This is a genomic window from Thermus amyloliquefaciens (assembly GCF_000744885.1).
GTDB lineage: Bacteria > Deinococcota > Deinococci > Deinococcales > Thermaceae > Thermus > Thermus amyloliquefaciens.
Map to the genome: position 1 here is coordinate 684,459 of NZ_JQMV01000003.1, position 19,163 is coordinate 703,621.

A 19,163-nucleotide genomic window follows, 5' to 3' on the forward strand; every position below is an offset into this window, starting at 1 on the left:
AAGCTTACCAGAGCCGGGTGAAGGGGGCGTGAGAGTAGAATGTTCGCCATGGAGGTTTACGAGAAGATCCAGGAGGCGGTGGCCTACATCCGCTCCAAGACCGGGTTCGTGCCCGAGGTGGGGATCGTCCTGGGCTCGGGGCTTGGCCCCTTGGCCGAGGAGGTGGCCAAGGAGGCGGAGATCCCTTACGGGGAGATCCCCCACTTCCCCCCTTCCACCGCCCCCGGGCATGCGGGGAGGCTGGTCCTGGGGGAGCTCGAGGGCAAGCGGGTTTTGGTCTACCAGGGCCGGGTCCACTACTACGAGGGCTACTCCCCCGAGGAGGTGGTCTTCCCCGTGCGGGTGGGGTATTTCCTGGGGGCCAGGACCTTCCTCCTCACCTCGGCGGCGGGAGGGCTTAACCCCCGGTTCCAGGCGGGGGGGATCATGCTCCACCTGGACTACCTCAACGTGGCCGGGGTCAACCCCTTGCGGGGGAAAAACGACGAGCGCCTGGGCCCCCGTTTCCCCGTGATGTTTGAGGCCTACGACCCCGCCCTCATCGAGCTGGCCCGCAGGGTGGCCCGGAGGCAGGACCTGCACCTTTTTGAGGGGGTGTACGCCTGGTTCCTGGGGCCCAGCTTCGCCAGCCGGGCCGAGCTCAGGATGCTTAGGGAGCTCGGGGCGGATGCCATCGGCATGTCCACGGTGCCGGAGGTCATCGCCCTGCGCCACCTGGGGGCCAGGGTCTTGGGGCTTTCCACCATCACCGACATGGCGGTGCCCGAGAGGGAGCACCACGCCACGGAGGAGGAGGTGCTGGCGGTGGCCGCCAAGACCGGGCCCATTTTCCGCCGCTTCGTGCGGGGGATTTTGGCTGAGCTCTAGCCCATGGGCCTGCCCCAGGTTTTGGAGGCCATGGAGGCCGCCTGCCGCCGCGCGGGGCGGCGGCCGGAGGAGGTGCGCCTGGTGGCGGTGACCAAGGAGAGGAGCGTGGAGGAGATCCAGGAGAAGGTTCTCCGCCACGGCGCCTTCCCCTTGGGGGAAAGCCGGGTGCAGGAGGCCCTGAGGAAGATGGAGCTCCTTCAGGCGGAGTGGCACCTGGTGGGCCCCCTGCAGCGCAACAAGGCCAAGTTCGCCCCCCGCTTCGCCCTCGTCCACTCCTTGGACTCCCTGCGCCTGGCGGAGGCCCTGGACCGGGTGGGGGAGAAGGTGGGGGTGAGGCTTAGGGTGCTTTTGGAGGTGAACCTGGGCCGGGAGCCCCAGAAGCACGGGTTTTTGGAGGAGGAACTCCCCGAGGCCCTCGCCCGGGTGCGGGAGATGCCGCACCTGGAGGTCTTGGGCCTCATGACGGTGCCCCCTATGGGCCCGGAGGCCGTGGTCCGCCCCATCTTTCGCCGGCTTTCAGAGCTGGCCGACCGCTTTGGGCTTCCCGAGCGCTCCATGGGCATGTCCGAGGACTTCCCCATCGCCATTGAGGAGGGGGCCACCCTGGTGCGGGTGGGCCGGGCCCTTTTTGTAGACTGAGGGACGCATGGACTTAACCCCTTTGGACATTCGCTATCAGGAGTTCCCCACCGGGCTTCGGGGGTACCAAAAGGAGGCGGTCAGGGCCTACCTGGCCCGGGTGGCGGAGGTTTTGGAGGGCCTCATTCAGGAGAACGAGGGGCTTAAGGAAAGGCTTCGGGCCCTGGAGGAGGAGGTGGCCCGCCTGAAGGAGGCGGAAGGGGAGCTGAAGCGGGCAGTGGTGGCGGCGGAGAGGATCGCCCGGGAGCTCAAGGCCCAGGCGGAACGGGAGGCGGAGATCATCCGGAAGGAGGCCCTGGCCGCCAAGGAACAGGTGCTCCGGGAGGCCGCCGAGGAGCTCAAGCGCCTCCGGGGGGAGGTGGAGCGGACCAAGCAGGAGAAGACCCTCTTCCTGGCCCAGTTCAAAGCCCTTCTGCAGGGGTACCTGGATTCCCTGAAGCGTTTGGAGGAGGCTTGAGGCCGTGCCCCCCGGGGAAGGGCCGGAGGCCCAGGTAGAGCCAGAGGCGGTAGAGGGCCTCCCGGAGCCAGTAGGCCAGGGGGTAGGCCCCGGGCACCCCGTGGCCCTCCGCCCGCAGGCCCAGAAGCCGGGCCAGGAAAAGGGCCCGGGCCAGGTGGGGGGCGTCGGTGACCAGGAGGACCCGCCCGGAGAGGTGGGGTTTGAGGAAGAGGAGGTTCTCGTAGGTGGTTTGGCTTTGGGTCTCGCAGAGGAGGGCCTCCTGGGGGACCCCCTTGGCCCTTAGGTAACGGCACCCCACCTCCCCTTCGCTGTACCGGTCCCCGGGGAGCCTGCCCCCCGCCACCGCCACCCTGGGGGCCAGGCCCTTTTGGTAGAGGCGCAAGGCCGCCTCGAGGCGCCTTTCCAAGGCGGGGGAGGGCCTACCCCCGTACTGGGCTGCCCCCAGGACCACGATCCAGTCGTAGCCCGGCTGGGCCGGGGTTGGGTACCCCCTCCCAAGGGGAGGCCCCAAACCCCCTGCCCCTGGGTCCTGGGGAAAGGCCGCACCCTGGGGCAAGGCCCAGGCGTTGCCGCTTAGGAGGCTTAGAAGGAGGGCCACAAGGAGCCGGCACACCCTTTTCAATCTATCCCCTCGTGGCGCAAGCTACGAGGGGGGGAAGGGCCTTGGGGCTTCCCCCTTCTTTGGGGCCACCCCCGTGCCCCCAGGGACAGGGGCGGATTTTTGGTATACTGAAGGGGCATTGGAGAAGATCTTCGGCAGGACGGAAGGGCTCAAGAAGAGCGAGCTTAAGCGGCTTTCCAATCTGTACCGGAGGCGCATCCCCAAGGAAAGGGTCCTCACCCCCGAGCTGGCCCAGGTTTTGGCCGGGCTCTCCCAGGAGGTGGGGAGGCCCATCAGCCTCCTCCTGGACCGGGAAGGCCGGGTGGTGCGGGTGGGGGTGGGGGACGCCAAGGACCTGCCCATCCCCGAGGGGGCCAGGGGGGAAAGGCGGCTTTCGGGCTTCCGCCTCCTCCACACCCACCTGGCCAAGGGGGGGCTTTCCCGTCCGGACCTTTCCGTGCTCTTCCTGAACCGGTTGGACAGCCTGGCGGCCCTGGAGGTGGAGGAGGGCCGGCCCACCCTGCTGCACCTGGCCTTCCTCGCCCCGCCCAAGGGCCGGATGGCTTCCCGGGGGGAACCCCTGGAGGAGGACTGGCGCATCCTGCCCCCGAGGCCCTACTTCCAGTACCTGGACCTTGACCATGGGGCGGAGGTGGAGGCCCTGGAGGAGGAGCTGGCCCGCCAGGCCCGGGTGCGGGAGCTTTTGGACGGGAGCGGGGAGCGGGCCATCCTGGTGGGGGTGGACCGGGGGGAGGGCCCTGAGGCGGAGGCTTACCTCTCGGAGCTGGCCGAGCTCACCCGCACCGCCGGCGGGGTGCCGGTCAAGAGGGTGCTGGTCTTCCGTCAGCACCTGGACCCCCGCTACCTGGTGGGGCTTGGGAAGCTGGAGGAGCTCAAAAGCCTCGCCTACCACGAAAACGCCTCCACCCTCATCTTCGGCCTGGAGCTTACCCCCACCCAGGCCCGGGAGATCGAGAAGGTCACGGGCCTCAAGGTCCTGGACCGGACCCAGCTCATCCTGGACATCTTTGCCCTGCACGCCAAAACCCCTGAGGCCCAGACCCAGGTGGAGCTGGCCCAGCTAAGGTACCTCCTGCCGCGCCTGGTGGGGAAGGGGAAGGAGATGAGCCGCCTCGGGGGTGGGATCGGCACCCGGGGCCCCGGGGAGACCAAGCTGGAGGTGGACCGGAGGAGGCTTCAGGAGCGCATTGCTCACCTCAGCCACAAGCTGGAGGAGTTCACCCGGCGCCGGGAGGAGGCCAGGAGGCAGCGGAAGCGCCGGGGGGTGCCCCTGGTGGCCGTGGTGGGCTACACCAACGCGGGCAAGACCACCCTGCTTCAGGCCCTGGCCCGGGGCGGGGAGCCGGGGGAGGACAAGCTCTTCGCCACCTTAAGGCCCCTCACCCGCCGGGGCTTTGTGCCGGGGGTGGGGGAGGTGCTCTTCACCGACACCGTGGGCTTCATCCGCCAGATGCCCAAGGAGCTCCTCACCGCCTTCCGGGCCACCCTCGAGGAGGTGCGGGAGGCGGACCTTCTCATCCACGTCCTGGATGCTTCAGAGGAGGGGGCTTTGGGGAGGTACCGGGTGGTGGAGGAGTTGCTGGCGGAGCTGGGGGTGGAGGCCCCCCGGGTTTTGGCCCTCTCCAAGGCGGACCGGGCCGCCCCCTACGACCTCCTCTACCTGAGGGAAAGGCTAGGGGGGGTACCGGTTTCCGCCCTCAAGGGCACGGGGCTTCCCGAGCTCAAAGGGGCCTTGGCCGAGGCCCTTTTGCGGGTGGGGGTGCGGCCCCAGCCCTGGGCCCAGGCCCCTCAGTACACGTAAAACCCCTTTAGCCCGGTCTCCTCGGCCCACTGAACCTCCACCGCCTCCACCCGGCTTAGGCGGGGGCCCTGCTGGAGGTGGTGGAGGAAGGCCAGCAGGTCCTCCTTAGGGCCTTCCGCCACCACCTCCACCCGGCCGTCGGGGAGGTTTTCCGCATAGCCCGAAAGGCCGAGCTCCAGGGCCTTCTTCTGGGCGAAGGCCCGGTACCCCACCCCCTGCACCCGTCCCTTCACCAAGGCCACCAGGCGCGGCATGGTGGCATTTTAGCCCCCTTGCCACGCGTTTTTCATCTCCCTTGCCTATGCTGAGGGGGATGCGGTGGGGGCTTTCCCTCCTCCTGGGGTTTACCCTGCTTCTCCTTCTGGCCTGGCCCCCCTTGCTCCGGAGGGCGGTGGAGCAGGGGATGGCCTTGGCGGGCCTCAAGGGGGAGGTGCGGGAGGTGCGGGGGCACCTCCTCCTGGGCCTCCGCCTAAAGGGGGTGCGGCTCAAGGGGGAGGGGTTGGACTTGGAGGCGGAGGAGGTGGGGCTAGGCTATGACCTCCTGGGGCTTCTTCGGAAGGAGCTTCCCCTTTCCGTGAGCCTGAAGGGGGCGCGGGTCCGGCCCACCTGGGAGGCCCTTTTTCCGGAACAGCCCGGGCCGCCCCCTAAGGTGAGGGTGGTCTTCCGGCAGCTCCGCCTGGAGGAAACCCAGGTGGAGCTTCCCCAAGGGAAGCGGCTCTTCCTCCCCCCCTTGCGCCTCACCTTGGCCGGGGAGAACCCCTATGCCTTCGTGGCCCGGCTTCCCGGGGGAGGCTTCCAGGGGGAGGCCCGGGCCCTGGCCCAGGACCTGGCCGCCTGGGAGGTCCGCTACCGGGGGGAGGTCCGGGGGCTTTCCTTCTTCTACGAGGGGCTTAGGGGGGGGAGGCTTTCCGGGTTCTTCCGCCTTGGCCCCTCGGGGATGGAGGGGGAGGCCCGGGTGGCAGGGGGGGTGGTGGAGCTGGTGGGCTTCCGCCTCACCGGGGTGGAGGGGCCCATCCGCCTAAGGGGGGACCGGGTGGAGGCGGCCTTGAGGGGGAGGGGCCTCGAGGGGCCCCTTACCGCCAGGGCGGAGGTGGACCTGAAGGGGGAGCGCTACCGCTTCGCCCTCACGGGCCGGCCCCGGCTTCCCGCCTTGGCCCGGCACTACCGCCTCTCCTTGCCCGTGGAGGGGGATGGGCAGCTTTGGCTGGAAGGGGAGGGCTGGGACCGGATCCGGCTCAAGGGGCGGTTTGCGGGGGAGGGGCGGTTTTTCTCCGAGCCCTTCCGCCACCGGGGGACCCTGGCCTTTGACCAGGCCTTTGCCCTGAGGGCGGAGGCGGAGGGGAGGCTTTTTGACCGCACCTACCGCCTGGGCTTGGACCTGGCGGGCCAGGGCTACCAGGCCACGCTCCAGGATTCCCTGGGAAGCAGGGTCCTGGTGAGGGGCCAGGGGAGCCGCGCGGAGGCCCGGGGCCAGGTGGCCTGGCCGAGGCCCCTGGAGGGCCTGGCCCAGGTGGCCTTGGCCATCCAGGGAAGCCGCTGGCGGGCCCAGGTGCGTAGCCCTGAGGTGCGCCTTTTCCCCTTCCTGCCCCTGGACCTTTCGGGGGAGGTGGCGGGGGAGGGGGAGCGGGTGGAGGGGCGGCTTGGGCCCTTGGCCCTTTCCGGCACCTGGAGCCGGCTGGGGCTTCAGCTGGCCCCCACGCCCTTGCCGGTGGGCCACCTCCAGGGGGAGGGGAGGCTGGTCTTGGGCCGGCTCGAGGCCTCCTTGCGCTACGCCTCCCCCTACGCCGCCTTCCCCTTCCGCCTGTGGCAGGAGGACGGGGCCTTCCGCTTCCAAAGCCCCTATGGGGAGGGGGTGTACCGGGGCGGGGCCTTGGCCCTTCGCCTGCGGGACCTGCCCCTCCACGCCCTGGATGCCTTCCGCCTCTCCGGCCAGGTCCTTTACCGGGATGGGGGGCTTGCGGGAAGGCTTGTCCTCAAGGGCCGCTACCTGGAGGCGGAGGGGGATCTGCGCCGCCTGGGGGCGGGGATAAAGGGCAGGCTCTTGACCCCCCTGGGGGAGCTTCCCTTCGCCGGGGCCTACGATCCGGAGCCTGGCCTGAGGCTTCGGGCTCAGGATCTCCTCCTGCGCTACCAAGGGGGCCTGAGCCTTAAGGGGAGGGCCAGGCTTGGGCCCCTCGCCCTTTGGGCGGACCTGGCCTGGGACGGGGGCTTCCGCGGCCAGGCCCGGGTGGAGACCCCCTGGGTGGCGGGGGTGGTGCGGGGGGAGGGAGAGAGGCTTCGCCTTCAGGGCCTCGAGGGGTACGCCGAGGGCCAGGGGGAGCTTTACCCCCGGCTGGCGGTGCAGGGCCGGCTGAACCCCCCTTGGCCGGAGGGCCTCGAGGTGCCCCCCTTGGCCTTCCGCCTGGACCGGGAGGGGATCAGGCTGGAGGGGGTGGGCCAGGTGGCCTTTGGCGGGGGGTATCCCTTCCGCCTGGACCTCCCCTGGAGCTACAGGGGCCTTGCGGGCCGCTTCCAGGCGGAGGGCAACCTGGAGGGGGGCCGCCTCCGCCTTTCCTCCCCCTATGGCCGCCTGGAGGCCGAGGGGGGCTGGCGGGCCCTGGGGGTAAGGGGGCAGGGGGAGGTGCCCCATGCGGGCCCGGTGCGGCTTGCGGGCCAGCTGGACCTCCTGGGGCTTGCCTACCGGGCCCAGGTCCACCTGGAGAAGCCCGGCCTAAGGCTGAACCTGGTGGGGCGGGGGGTGGGCCTGCGCTTCCAGGGCCAGGCCCCGGGCCTCCGCCTCCTGGGGGGGTACGATGGGGGCCTCCAGCTTTTGCTCCAGGCGGAGGCCTTTGACCTTTCCCCTTGGGGGCTTCCCGCCCGGGCCAGCGGCACCTGGGGCACCCGGGGAGGGCGGCTCAGGCTGGAAAGCCCCTACGGGGAGGTCCTCCTCACCGGGGAGGCCCTCCTTTCCGCCCGGGCGCGCCTCCTCGGGCCCCACCTGCAAGGGGAGGGGGAGGTTTCCCCGGAAGGGCTCGCCCTGGCCCTCCGGGGCGTGTACCAGCGGGGCGGGGTAGCCCTCCGCCTGGCGGCGGAAGGGGGTGGGCCCTGGGAGGCCCTGCGCCTGGAGCTCTTTGGCGAGGCCGAGCTCCCCTACCTGGGGGCCTTGCCCCTGAGGGGCCGGGCCTGGACCCAGGGGGGTAGCCTCCGCTACCGCCTGGAGGGCCCCCTGGCCTTGGAGGGGGAGGGGCTTGGCTATAGGGGGAGCTTCGCCCTCCCCTTGGCCGCCTGGGGGAGGGAAGGGAGGCTCGAGGGGAAGTTCCAGGGCCAGGGGCTTCGGGTGGAAGGGGAGGGAAGGGGAAGCCTGGGGGGGTTGCCCTTCGCCTTCCGGGGAGGGTTTGCCGAGGCCCTCTTCCTCCACCTGGACTGGGAAGGGGGAAGGGCGGGGCTAAGGGGGGAGGAGGTCTGGTTTGCCCTGGAGGAGGTGGCCCCTTTGGCTGGGGCCTGGGGCCTCGCCTTGGAGGGAAGGGCGGAGGGAAGGCTTTCCCTTAAGGGGGAGGGGGAGGCCTGGGCCCGGGTGCGGTACGGGGCCAGGACCTGGCGGTGGACTACCGGCAGGGCGTCCTCCAGGTATCCCTCCCGGCAAGGGGGGTGGGCCTGGCCTGGGCGCCCCGGGAGGGGAGGCTTTGGGGCCTGGGGGAGGTTTTTGGGGAGGGGAGGCTCTGGCTGGGGGATGGGCTTCCCGGGGAGCTGGAGGGGCGTTTCCGTTACGGCCCCCTGGGGCTTGGGTTCAAGGGCTCCTTGGAGGCTTTGGCCCTGGAGGCCCGCTACCAGGGGGAGGGGCTTGGGTGGACGGAGCTTCGGGCCGGGTCAACCTCTTGGCCCTCCAGGGGGAGGGCACCTTGCGCCATGCCTCCCCTTACGGGGAAGGGGAGGTGGCCTGGGCCCTCGCGGGAAGCCGCTACCGGGGGGAGGGGTGGTTTAGGAGCCTCCGCCTTTTGGAGCAGGAAGGGCCCGTGCGCCTCGAGGGGGAAGGAACCCGGGTGGCCCTCTCCTGGGAGGCCCCCTTGGCCCTTAGGGCCTGGTACGAGGGGGCCTGGCACCTTGCGGCCAAGGGGGAAGGGGAGGCGGAGGGGGTGGCCTTTAGGGTGGACCTCACCTGGGGCCCGGAGGGGTACCGGGGGGGCTTCGGGGGGAGGGGCACGGGCTTGTCCTGAAAGGGGAGGGCCAAGGGCCCTTGCGCCTCACCCTGGAGGGCAAGGACCTTCCGGGGGAGGTGGCGGTGGAGGCCACCTTGGAGGGCCTCTTCCTTTCCGGGAAGGCCCGGTACCGCCTGGCCTTGGGCCAGGCCCGGTTGGAGGCCCAGGGGGCTTTCCAGGGGGGGTGGCCGGGACCCCTTCAGGGCCAGCCCACGGGGTACCTGGAGGGCCAAGGGAGCCTATCGGGGAAGAGGGAGGTGCTGCCCTTCCGCTTCGCCTACCGCCACGGGGGTGGGCCTTTGGGGGTGGAGGCCCTTTCCCTGGCGGGGGAGGCGGAGGGCTTCCGCCTGCGCCTGGCCCAGGGGCACCTGGTCCTGGACCTGGACCGGGACCTGGCCCCCTTCGGCCTTCCCCTGCGGCTAAAGGCCCGGGCGGATGGGCCTTGGCGGGAGGCTTTCCAGGTCATCCTGGAGCGTCCCGAGGGAAGGCTTTCCGGGAGGGCGTGGCTGTGGCCCCCGCGGGCGGAGCTTTCGGGGGAGGTCTTGGGGGAAAGGGTGGCGGTGGGGTACCGGGATGGGGAGGGGGTGGGGGTGTTCCAGGGGCCGAGGCTTTGGGGGGAGGTCCTTTACCGGAAGGGGCTTTCCGGCCTCCTCACCCTCCGCTACCCCCTGCCCCAGGGGGGGCTTGCCGGGAGGGTGGATCTGGGGGCGGGCCGCTTCCAGCTCCAGGGGGAGGGGGGCTGGCGTGGGGGCCTGGAGGGGGGGTTCTGCCTGCCCGCTCCCCTGGGTGGGTGCCCAGGCCTAAGGGTCCAGGTCCAGGGGGAGGTGGCCTACGGGGAGTACGCCTTTGCCGGAGGCTACGCCTACCGGGCGGAGGAGGGTTACCTGGGGGAGGTTTCTGGGGAGGGGAGGCTTTTGAGCCCCTACGGGGCGGTCCTGGCCCGGGGAGGGGGGCTGGGCCTGGACCTGGTGGGGGAGGGGCTTCCCCTCACAGGGCGGCTTGACCTTTCCCCCTTCCGCCTGGCCTACCGCTACGCCGGGGCCCTCCCCCGGGGCCTGGGGGAGCTCTGGGCCGAGGGGGTTTACCCCGGGGAGTGGCTGAGGGGCCGGTACCGGTACGGGGAGGTGGAGCTTGGCCTTATGGGCCTCGCGGGGTTCCAGGTGGAGGTTTCGGGGAAGGGGGTTTGGGGGAGGCTGGGCCCGGAGGGGGTGGCCCTGGCCCTGGAGGGGTTTTCCCAGGGCCCCTTGACCCTTTCCGGCAGGGTGGAGGGTCCCTGGCGGGAGGTGGGCCTGGACCTGGCCCTTTCGGCCTTTGGCCGCAAGGCCCAGGCGGAGGGAGGCTACGGGGAGGGGGGGCTTCGCCTGCGCTTGAGGGGGGATCTGGAGGGGGAGGTGGCCTGGCGGGAGGCCTGGCGGGGGAGGGTGGCCTTTAGGGAGGGGAGCCTCGAGGTTGCGGGCAAGGGGCTGCCCGAGCTTTCCGGGGAGGTCTTAGGGGAAAGGGTCCGCCTGGCCTGGCCCCTTCTGGAGGTGGGGGGGGTGCGCCTGGACCTGGCGGCCCGCCGGGCGGAGGGGGAGGGGAGGATCCTGGGGGCCCTTCTTCCCGGGGGCCTTGGGGTTTTGGGGCAAGGGGAAAGGCTCTTCCTGGACTACCGGGTGCCCGGGGTGGGCCTCCCCTTGGAGGGGAGCCTAGACCTGAAGGCGCTTTCCCTGGCCTTGTCCAGTCCCCAAGGGGAGGGGGTCTTGCGGTACGCCGGGGGTGAGGTGGCGGGGGGGATGGCCTTGGACTTCCCCGGTTTCCGCCTGCGCCTGGCGGGGGAAGGGGACCGGGTGCGCCTTTGGGGGGAGCATCCCGCCTTCCCCTGGTGGGTGGCGGGGGCGGGGCGGCTGGAGGGGGAGGTGGGCCTTCAGGGGGCTTACCGGCTGCGGTACCAGGCGGGGGAGCAGGCCTTGGGGGTAGAGGGGAGGCTCCTGGAGGCCCGGTTTTGGGCCGAGGGTCCCTACCTGAACGGTACCCTGGCCTACCCCCCGGGTGGGGAGGTCCGGGTGGACCTTCCCCTACCCCCCTTGGAAAGCCGCTTCCGGGGACGGGTTTTCGGCGAGGGGTACCAGGTGGAGGGGGTGCTGGAGGGATCGGTGGGCCGGGTCACCGCCCAGGGGAGGCTTTTACCCCTGGGGGGGAGGCTCCGCCTGGAGCGGGCCAGCCTGGAGGAGTTCTTGGGCCGGTATGCCCCCTATGCGAAGGGGATGGTTTCCGGGGAACTTTCCCTGGACCGGGGGGGGCTGGCCCAAGGAGGGCTCGAGGGGGAGGTGGAGGTGGCGGGAAGCCGCATGCCCTTCCGCTTCACCGGAGCCCTGGGGCCGGGGTTGGTCCAGGGGGAGGGGCGGCTTGGGCAGAGCGCCTTCCAGGTGGCCCTTAGGGGGGACCGGCTGGACCTTTCCGCCTCCTTACGGGGCTTTCCCCTCCACCTCCTCCTCGTGGCGGTGGCGGGGCCCCTGGAAGGGGAGGCCTACTGGACGGGGGCGGTGCGCCTCCGCCTACCCCTTTCCCATCCCCTGCGGGGGGAGGGGGTCTTGGTGGGGGAGGCCTTGCGCTTCGTGGGGGCGGGGGATGAGCTTAGGGGCCGGGCCGCCCTCCGCCTCGAGGGGGGCCGGGTTTTGGTGGACCAGCTCCGCCTTTCCGGCCGGGGAAGCTGGGAGGGCGGGGGGTATTGGAGCCCGGAGGGCAGCGACCTTTACCTGAGCCTCAAGGACACGGTCTTCACCCCGGTGCTCCAGGTGGTCCCCGCCCTGAAGCCCTACCGGCCGGAGGGCTCGGGGAGCCTTCTTTTGCGGCTTCAGGGGGACGGCTTCCGGGTGGAGTTCCAGGACTTCCGTTTCCGCCTGGGGCCGGTGGCGGGGTACCTCCCCCAGGGGCTCCTTTCCTTGAACGGGGGGGCGCGGGCGGAGGGGGAGCTCACCCTTTCCGCACCCTTTCCCGGAAGGGCCCGGCTGGGCCTTCAGGGTAGCCTGGAAAGCTTCCAGGTGAGCGCCAAGGGCGTGGTTACCCTGCCCGGGCTGAAGGAGGAAACCCCAGCCGAGGTGGCCTTCCGTTACCCGGGCTATGGGCTGGAGATCCGCCTGGGGGAGGCCCAGGCCCAGGGCACCCTCTTCCCCCTGCGCCTTGCCGGCTACGGCCGGCTTCCCCTGTACTACCCCCGGTACTACCTGCAAGAGGGCCTTCTGGACGTGAAGAGCTTCTTCCTCTACGAGGAGAGGGGAACCTACCACCTCACGGGCAACGCCGAGGTCCTGAGGGCAAGGCTGGCCCTGCCGGAGGCCCAGGCCAGGGAGCTGACCCAGGAGGGGGTGAAGCTGGAAGGCGGGACCGAAAGGCCCGCCCCGGTGCCCCTGGTCTTCGAGGGGGTGCGGGTGTATGCGGAAAGGGGGGTTCTGGTGCAGGAAAGCCTGGTCCAAGGGGAGCTTAGGGGGGAGGTGTTTTTGGGGGGTAGCTACGGCGATCCCTACCTCTCCGGCCAGGTGGAAGCCCTTTGGGGCAACTTCCGCCTGTGGGACTCCCTCTTCGCCCTGGATCCCACGGGGAGCTTCCTGCGCTTCTCCCCGGACCGGGGGATCCTGCCCGAGTTCCGCCTCAAGGCCCAGGCGGAGACCCGGGGCCACAGGGTTTTCCTCGAGGCCACGGGGGAGTTCCTAAGGGCCAACGGCCGGGTGAAGGTGCGCCTGGAACCCCAGTTCACCTCGGATCCGCCCCTCACCGAGCCCGAGATCTATGCCCTCCTTACCCTGGGCACCCCCGACGTCACCCGCCTGGTGGAGACCCTGCCCCAGGCGGCCTTGGGGGCGGCCCTGGAGAACCTGGTCCTGGGGCAGCTGGAGCGGGAGCTGGCCAAAACCTTGGGCTTGGACCGCTTCCAGGTGCAGGTGCCCCTCCTGCAGGGTGGGGACCTCCAGGACGTGCGCTTCTCCGTGGGCAAGTACCTGAGCCCCGAGCTCTTTTTGGGCTACGAGCTGGACCTCAGGGGGGAACAGAGCCTTTCCGCCCAGTACCGCCGGGATGGCCTCACCTTCTCCCTGGGCTCCACCTTTTTGCCGGGGGATGGGCGGCTTTCCCGCTTCACCTTTGCCCTGGGCTACGACCTCACCCCGGACTTGGGCTTGAGCTTTAGCCTCGAGGCCGCCGACACCACCCGCTTCAGCGTGGGCGCCCTCTACCGGTGGTAGCATGGCCCAGGTATGCGCGCACTGGCCAAGCTGGCCCCGGAAGAGGGCCTAACCCTAGTGGAACGCCCGGTGCCCGAGCCGGGCCCGGGGGAGATCCTGGTGCGGGTGGAGGCCGCCAGCATCTGCGGCACCGACCTCCACATCTGGAGGTGGGACGCCTGGGCCCGGGGCAGGGTCCGCCCCCCGGTGGTCACCGGGCACGAGTTCAGCGGGGTGGTGGAGGCCGTGGGGCCTGGGGTCCGGCGGCCCGAGGTGGGGGACCACGTGAGCCTGGAGAGCCACATCGTCTGCCACGCCTGCCCCGCCTGCCGCACGGGCAACTACCACGTTTGCCTGAACACCCAGATCCTGGGCGTGGACCGGGACGGGGGCTTTGCCGAGTACGTGGTGGTGCCCGCGGAGAACGCCTGGGTGAACCCCCGGGAACTCCCCTTTGAGGTGGGGGCCATCCTGGAGCCCTTCGGCAACGCGGTGCACACGGTGTACGCGGGAAGCGGGGTTTCGGGCAAGAGCGTCCTGATCACCGGGGCGGGGTCCATCGGCCTCATGGCGGCCATGGTGGCCCGGGCCAGCGGGGCGGGGCCCATCCTGGTCTCCGACCCCAACCCCTACCGCCTGGCCTTCGCCCAACCCTACGCCGACCGGCTCGTGAACCCCCTGGAGGAAGACCTCCTCCAGGTGGTGCGGGAGGTCACGGGGAGCGGGGTGGAGGTGCTTTTGGAGTTTTCCGGGAATGAGGTTGCCATCCACCAGGGCCTCAAGGCCCTCATCCCCGGGGGGGAGGCGAGGATCTTGGGCATCCCCTCGGACCCCATCCGCTTTGACCTGGCCGGGGAGCTGGTCATGCGGGGGATTACCGCCTACGGCATCGCGGGCAGAAGGCTTTGGCAGACCTGGATGCAGGGCACCGCCCTGGTCTACTCGGGCCGGGTGGACCTCAGGCCCCTCATCACCCACCGCCTCCCCTTAAGCCGTTACCAGGAAGCCTTTGCCCTTTTGGCCTCGGGGCAAGGGGTGAAGGTGATCCTGGACCCCAAGGCCTGAGCCCCGGGGCATCCGGGTGCGAATGTGCCCCCTCTTCCGGAGAAGGGCCCGGGGTAGGGGTAGCCTGGGGCAGAGGAGGCGGGGAATGTTCACGCGTAGGCGCGTGCTGGCGGGGCTTTTGGGCCTGGGGTTTGCCCGGGGGCAGGCCCTTAGGGTGGAGGAGGTGGTGGGGGGCCTCGAGGTGCCCTGGGCCTTGGCTTTCCTGCCCGATGGCGGCTTTTTGGTTTCGGAGCGGCCCGGGCGCATCCGCCTGGTGCGGGAGGGCAGGGCCTCTTTGTACGCCGAGCTGCCCGTCTACGCCCGGGGGGAGTCGGGGCTCCTTGGCCTCGCCCTCCACCCCCAGTTTCCCCGGGAGCCCTACCTCTACGCCTACCGCACCCTGGAGGAGGGGGGGCTAAGGAACCAGGTGGTGCGCCTAAGGCACCTAGGGGAAAGGGGTGTCCTGGACCGGGTGATCCTGGACGGGATCCCCGCCCGCCCTCACGGCCTCCACTCGGGCGGGCGCATCGCCTTCGGGCCCGACGGGATGCTCTACGTGACCACGGGGGAGGTGTACGAGCGGGAGCTGGCCCAAGACCTCGCTTCCCTGGGGGGCAAGATCCTCCGCCTAACCCCCGAGGGTTCCCCCGCCCCTGGCAACCCCTTCCTAGGCCGCCCTGGCGCCCGCCCGGAGATCTACAGCTACGGCCACCGCAACCCCCAGGGCCTCGCCTGGCACCCTGGGACCGGGGAGCTCTTCGCCAGCGAGCACGGGCCGAGCGGGGAACAGGGCTTCGGCCACGACGAGGTGAACCTGATCCTGCCCGGGGGGAACTACGGCTGGCCCCGGGTGGTGGGCCGGGGAAACGACCCCCGCTACCGGGATCCCCTTTACTTCTGGCCCGAGGGCTTCCCGCCCGGGAACCTGGCCTTCTGGAGGGGGGATTTGTGGGTGGCGGGCCTCAGGGGGCAGGCCCTTTTGCGGCTTTCCCTGGAGGGGGAAAGGGGGAGCTGGCGGGTGGTCCGGGTGGAAAGGGCCCTTTCGGGTTTTGGCCGCCTGCGGGAGGTGCGGGTGGGGCCGGATGGGGCCCTTTGGGTCACCACCTCCAACCGGGACGGGCGGGGCCAGGTGCGCCCGGGCGACGACAAGGTCCTCCGCCTCCGGTAAGCTCTTGCCGTGGAACGCGTCTTGCCCTTTCGCTTTGACGAGAAGGAGGGCGTTTTCTGGCTCCTGGACCAGAGGAGGCTTCCTTTGGAGGAGGTCTGGGTGCCCGTGCGCACCGCAAGGGAGATGGCCGAGGCCATCCGGGCCATGGTGGTGCGGGGGGCTCCGGCCATTGGGGTTTCCGCGGCCTTCGGCATGGTGCTGGCGCACCTTAGGGGGGAAGACCCAGAGGAGGCGGACCGCCTCCTAAGGCAAAGCCGCCCCACGGCGGTGAACCTCTTCCACGCCCTGGACCGCATGAAGGCCCACTGGGGGGACCCGGAGGGGAGCCTGGAGGAGGCCAAGGCCCTTTGGCGGGAGGTGGAGGCCACGGAAAGGGCCATAAGCCTCCATGGGGCCAAGGTGCTAAGGGGCCAGGTCCTCACCCACTGCAACACCGGGCCCCTGGCCACCGGGGGGTACGGCACCGCCCTCGGGGCCATCGTGGAGGCCTACCGCCAGGGGCGGGTCTCCCACGTCTGGGTGGACGAGACGAGGCCCTACCTGCAAGGGGCCCGCCTCACCGCCTACGAGCTTCAGAAGGCGGGGGTTCCCGCCACCCTCATCGCGGACAACATGGCGGGCTTCCTCATGGCCCAGGGCCGGGTGGATGCGGTCATCGTGGGGGTGGACCGCATGGCCTTAAACGGGGACTTCGCCAACAAGATCGGCACCTACGCCCTGGCCGTTTTGGCCCACCACCATGGGGTCCCCTTCTATGCGGCTTTGCCCCTTTCCTCCGTGGATCCCCGCCTCCCCACGGGGGAGGGGATTCCCATAGAGGAAAGGCCCCCGGAGGAGGTGCTGGAGCTAAGGGGAGTGCGCCTGGCCCCCCCGGGCTTTCCCGCCTACCACCCCGCCTTTGACCTCACCCCCCACCGGTTCCTCACGGGGATCATCACCGAGAAGGGGGTGCTCTACCCCCCCTTGGACGAGGCGCTGCGGGATGCTCTGGGGCTTTCTTGAGGGGCTCTTGGGCCACCTCTGCCCGGGCTGCGGGGGGAGGTTGGACGCGCCCCTCCTCTGCACCCGTTGCCGGGGGGGCCTCAGGGCCTTTTCCACGGGGGAGATGGTCTACCTGGGCCTTTACGGGCGCGTGGGGGGCCTGGTGCGGGCCCTCAAGTACCGGCGGCGCTCGGGCCTGGCCCCGCTTCTGGCCCAGCCCCTGGCCGAGGGGATCCGGGAGCGGGGCTGGGTCCTCGAGGGGGTCACGGCGGTGCCCACCCTCCTGCCCCGCCTCCTCCTGCGGGGCTACAACCCCCCGGAGCTCCTGGCCCGGGAGCTGGCCCGGCTTCTGGGGCTCCCCTACCGGCGGGTCATCCGGCGGGTGCGCTACGCCCCCAGCCAGCCCACCCGGGGGCGGGGGCGCGCCCGCCTTCCCCAGGACCTCTTCGCACCCCAGGCCCAGGTGGCGGGGGCCTGGCTCCTGGTGGACGACGTCCTCACCAGCGGGGCCACCTTTTTGCGGGCCAAGGAGGCCCTCCTGCGGGCGGGAGCGGGCCGGGTGTACGGGGCCTTCCTGGCGGTGCGGGACCCTTCCGCCCTGGGCCCTTACCGGTAGCCCGCCACACTTCCTCCCCGGGCAGGGGCTAGACTTGAGGGAAAGGGGGTGGGCTGGATGAGGAAGCTCCGCCGTCTGGAAGACCTTTTACCCCACCTCCGGGAAGGCCGCTACCGCCTGGGGCCCCATGTGGCCAAGCACATGCTCCAGGAGGGCTTTACCGAGTTGGATGTCCTGAGGGCCTTGGAGTGGGGCCGGGAGCTGGCCATCTACCCCGAGGACCAAAGGATGCTGGTCCTGGGCTACATGGTCTTTCCTCCCCGGTTGAAGCTCCCCCTGCACGTGGTCCTGGAGTACGCCACCCCGAGGCATGTGGACATCGTGACCGCCTTCATCCCCAAGGAGCCTTACCGGGTCTACTCCCGGGCCCGGCTGGCGGCCATCGTGCGCTTTGACGGGGCCCTCGAGGAGGTCCGCTGGAGCCAGCCTTGGCACCTCTACCCGGCCTGGGAGTAGGCGTTCATAAGGGGTTCACGGAGAGAGGCTACCCGGTTCACCGACCTTCCCGCGGGCTGGGGTTCGGCCTTAGGGCCGGGAGGTGAGTGAAGATGCGAGGCACGCTTTGGACGCTAACTTCAGCGGCGGTGGCGGTGCTTTTGGGAATGGGTGTGGCGCAGGTGGGCGCTTCCCCCCTGATGCCCCAAGAACGCGAGGGGCTCTTGTGGATGCGGGAGGAGGAGAAGCTGGCGAGGGACGTGTACCTGACCTTGGGCAAGCTCTACCCCATCCCGGCCTTCCAGAACATTGCCCGCAGCGAGGAACAACACATGGCCGCGGTGGCGCGCCTGCTCACGGCCTACGGCCTGCCCGATCCGGCCCAAGGTAAGGGCGTGGGCGAGTTCAGCAACCCCGAGCTGGCCCGGCTGTACCAGGAGCTTGTGGTCAAGGGGCAGGCTTCCCTCCAGGCCGCCTTGGCGGTGGGGGCCTACTTAGAGGAGCTGGACATCCAAGACCTGCGGGTGCGCTTGGCGCAGACCCAGCGGCCCGACATCGTGGCGGTGTACCAGAACCTCATGCAAGGTTCTTGGAACCACCTGAGGGCCTTTGCGGGAAACCTTTCGGCCATCACCAAGGAACCCTACCGGGCCCAGCTGCTCTCCCAGGCGGAGGTGGATGCGGCCTTGAAGCGTTCCCCAGGTCGTCCCTAGGCGCAGTCCGGGCAGCGGCCAAAGACCGTCACCTCGTGCCCCTCGGCCTGGAAGCCGGGGGGAAGGTGGGTGAGGGCCAGGTCGCAGCCCAAAAGCTCGTAGACCCGGCCGCACAGGCGGCAGAGGAAGTGGTGGTGGTGCTCCCTGCCCGCGGGCTCGTAGCGGGAGGGTTCGCCGGGGAGGGCCACCGGGGTGAGGAAGCCCTCCTCCACCAAGCCCTTCAGGGTGCGGTACACGGTGGCCAGGCCCAAGGAGGGCACCTTCCTCCTGGCCAGCTCCAGGACCTCCTGGGGGGAAAGGGGGCGGCCCGCCTCCAAAAAGGCCTCCCGGATGGCCCGCCGTTGCCGGGTGGAGCGCTCCATGGTCCTAGGATAGCAAGTTGAGAAGAAGTTTTCATCCTAGCCGGGTAGAGTGGCGGTATGCGCCTTTGGATCCTTTTGGCGTTTCTCCTTCCCGCCCTGGCCCAGGGGGATGGGGGGTACCTGGTGGGAAGGATACTGGCCCTCGAGGCCCAGCGGGGTGTGGCCCTGGTGGAGGCGGAGGGGAGGAGGCTGGAGGCCTTATTGCCCGCGGATGGGGGGCACTACCGGGTGGGCCAGCGGGTGGTCTTGTACCGGGAAGGGGACAGGACCTATGTCACCGAGCCCGACCGCATCCCCTGGCTTCTCGGCCTTTTGGGCCTGTTTGCTCTCCTGGCCGCCCTACTGGGCCGGGGGAAGGGGGTGAGGGGGCTTCTCGGCACCTTCCTTAGCCTTTTGGTGGTGGTCTACGGGGTGGTTCCCCAGGTGGCGGCGGGAGGGAATCCCCTTCTCTACGCCTTTTTGGGAAGCGTGGGGGTGCTCCTTCTCACCGTCTACCTGGTCCACGGGGTGAACCGGAAGACCACCGCCGCCCTTTTGGGCACCCTGGCCTCGGTGGCCTTCGTCCTCCTCCTGGCCCTCTTCTTCACCCGGGCCATGGGGTTTACCGGCCTGGCCTCGGAGGAGGCCCTCCTCCTCCGGCAGTGGGGGGGTGTGGACCTCCTCTCCCTCTTCCTGGCGGCGGTGGCGGTGGGGGCTTTGGGGGCCCTCACCGACGTGACCGTGACCCAGGCGGCGGTGGTCCAGGCCTTGAGCCACGCCAACCCCCGCTTTGGCCTTGGGGAGCTCTACCGGAGGGGGATGGAGGTGGGCTACGACCACATCGGCAGCCTGGTGAACACCCTGGTCCTGGCCTACACCGCGGGTTCCTTGCCCCTTTTCCTCCTCCTCACCAAGGACCCCACCCCCTTGCGCTTCCTCCTGAACACCGAGCCCTTCGCCGCCGAGATCGCCAGCATGGTCCTGGGCTCCTTGGGGCTCCTTATGGCGGTGCCCCTTACCACCCTGATGGCGGCCTGGTTCTTCCGGGGGGGAAGGGGCGGGCCTCCCGAGGACCACGGCCACGCCCATTAGGGGGGAGGCGGGTTCC

At 70.4% G+C, this 19,163-nt stretch carries 17 protein-coding genes; 14 read left to right on the forward strand and 3 right to left on the reverse strand.

Features of this window, described 5'->3' with window-relative positions:
- The first annotated feature begins 39 nt into the window (after positions 1-39).
- Genes BS74_RS03930 through BS74_RS03940 form a run of 3 tightly spaced genes read left to right on the forward strand, consistent with a single transcriptional unit; the run spans position 40 to position 1,963 of the window.
- Complete coding sequence (locus tag BS74_RS03930) at positions 40-867, forward strand: purine-nucleoside phosphorylase (protein ID WP_081914552.1); 828 nt, start codon at positions 40-42, stop codon at positions 865-867.
- Between the two features lie 3 nt (positions 868-870).
- A complete protein-coding gene (locus BS74_RS03935; RefSeq protein ID WP_038056266.1) occupies positions 871-1,506 on the forward strand; it encodes a YggS family pyridoxal phosphate-dependent enzyme in 636 nt (211 codons plus the stop codon).
- A 7-nt stretch (positions 1,507-1,513) separates the two neighbouring features.
- Positions 1,514-1,963 (forward strand): DivIVA domain-containing protein, encoded by a 450-nt coding sequence (locus tag BS74_RS03940; protein WP_038056267.1) that lies wholly within the window; start codon positions 1,514-1,516, stop codon positions 1,961-1,963.
- Here BS74_RS03940 and BS74_RS03945 read toward each other — a convergent pair.
- A complete protein-coding gene (locus tag BS74_RS03945) occupies positions 1,908-2,474 on the reverse strand; it encodes a YdcF family protein (protein ID WP_051946884.1) in 567 nt (188 codons plus the stop codon). The two genes, BS74_RS03940 and BS74_RS03945, sit on opposite strands and share 56 nt — an antisense overlap.
- Before the next feature lie 229 nt (positions 2,475-2,703).
- Between BS74_RS03945 and hflX the strand changes: the two genes are divergently transcribed.
- On the forward strand, positions 2,704-4,386 hold the full coding sequence (gene hflX, locus BS74_RS03950) for a GTPase HflX (protein WP_038056269.1): 1,683 nt from the start codon (positions 2,704-2,706) through the stop codon (positions 4,384-4,386).
- On the opposite strand, the gene BS74_RS03955 is transcribed toward hflX, so the two are convergent.
- Positions 4,374-4,640, reverse strand: a complete 267-nt coding sequence (locus tag BS74_RS03955; RefSeq protein ID WP_038056271.1) for an acylphosphatase — start codon at positions 4,638-4,640, stop codon at positions 4,374-4,376. The two genes, hflX and BS74_RS03955, sit on opposite strands and share 13 nt — an antisense overlap.
- 59 nt (positions 4,641-4,699) lie before the next feature.
- On the opposite strand from BS74_RS03955, the gene BS74_RS12950 reads away from it, so the two are divergent.
- The 9 genes from BS74_RS12950 (at position 4,700) to BS74_RS03990 (ending at position 17,714) form a co-directional block, all read left to right on the forward strand.
- Positions 4,700-8,347: a translocation/assembly module TamB domain-containing protein gene (locus tag BS74_RS12950; RefSeq protein ID WP_281173167.1), complete on the forward strand. Its 3,648-nt coding sequence runs from the start codon at positions 4,700-4,702 to the stop codon at positions 8,345-8,347.
- A complete protein-coding gene (locus tag BS74_RS12320; protein WP_245606143.1) occupies positions 8,298-8,579 on the forward strand; it encodes a hypothetical protein in 282 nt (93 codons plus the stop codon). Before BS74_RS12950 ends, BS74_RS12320 begins: the two co-directional genes overlap by 50 nt.
- A gap of 20 nt (positions 8,580-8,599) precedes the next feature.
- The gene (locus BS74_RS12955) at positions 8,600-12,778 is read left to right on the forward strand and encodes a translocation/assembly module TamB domain-containing protein (protein WP_281173168.1); all 4,179 of its coding nucleotides are present in this window, start codon (positions 8,600-8,602) and stop codon (positions 12,776-12,778) included.
- A 12-nt stretch (positions 12,779-12,790) separates the two neighbouring features.
- Positions 12,791-13,822: an L-threonine 3-dehydrogenase gene (tdh, locus tag BS74_RS03965; RefSeq protein WP_038056273.1), complete on the forward strand. Its 1,032-nt coding sequence runs from the start codon at positions 12,791-12,793 to the stop codon at positions 13,820-13,822.
- A gap of 85 nt (positions 13,823-13,907) precedes the next feature.
- Positions 13,908-14,969, forward strand: a complete 1,062-nt coding sequence (locus BS74_RS03970) for a PQQ-dependent sugar dehydrogenase (RefSeq protein ID WP_038056275.1) — start codon at positions 13,908-13,910, stop codon at positions 14,967-14,969.
- 9 nt (positions 14,970-14,978) lie between these two features.
- Complete coding sequence (gene mtnA, locus BS74_RS03975; RefSeq protein WP_038056277.1) at positions 14,979-15,971, forward strand: S-methyl-5-thioribose-1-phosphate isomerase; 993 nt, start codon at positions 14,979-14,981, stop codon at positions 15,969-15,971.
- Positions 15,952-16,566: an amidophosphoribosyltransferase gene (locus BS74_RS03980; RefSeq protein WP_038056279.1), complete on the forward strand. Its 615-nt coding sequence runs from the start codon at positions 15,952-15,954 to the stop codon at positions 16,564-16,566. The genes mtnA and BS74_RS03980 overlap by 20 nt, the downstream gene beginning before the upstream one ends.
- A gap of 57 nt (positions 16,567-16,623) precedes the next feature.
- Positions 16,624-17,022 (forward strand): DUF4258 domain-containing protein, encoded by a 399-nt coding sequence (locus tag BS74_RS03985; RefSeq protein WP_038056281.1) that lies wholly within the window; start codon positions 16,624-16,626, stop codon positions 17,020-17,022.
- Between the two features lie 179 nt (positions 17,023-17,201).
- Positions 17,202-17,714 (forward strand): DUF2202 domain-containing protein, encoded by a 513-nt coding sequence (locus BS74_RS03990; protein ID WP_185747687.1) that lies wholly within the window; start codon positions 17,202-17,204, stop codon positions 17,712-17,714.
- Here BS74_RS03990 and BS74_RS03995 read toward each other — a convergent pair.
- The gene (locus tag BS74_RS03995) at positions 17,711-18,076 is read right to left on the reverse strand and encodes a zinc uptake transcriptional regulator (RefSeq protein WP_038056285.1); all 366 of its coding nucleotides are present in this window, start codon (positions 18,074-18,076) and stop codon (positions 17,711-17,713) included. The two genes, BS74_RS03990 and BS74_RS03995, sit on opposite strands and share 4 nt — an antisense overlap.
- Positions 18,077-18,133: 57 nt before the next feature.
- Here BS74_RS03995 and BS74_RS04000 point away from each other — a divergent pair, with 57 nt between their 5' ends.
- A complete protein-coding gene (locus tag BS74_RS04000) occupies positions 18,134-19,147 on the forward strand; it encodes a YibE/F family protein (RefSeq protein ID WP_038056287.1) in 1,014 nt (337 codons plus the stop codon).
- The last annotated feature ends 16 nt before the right edge of the window (positions 19,148-19,163 follow it).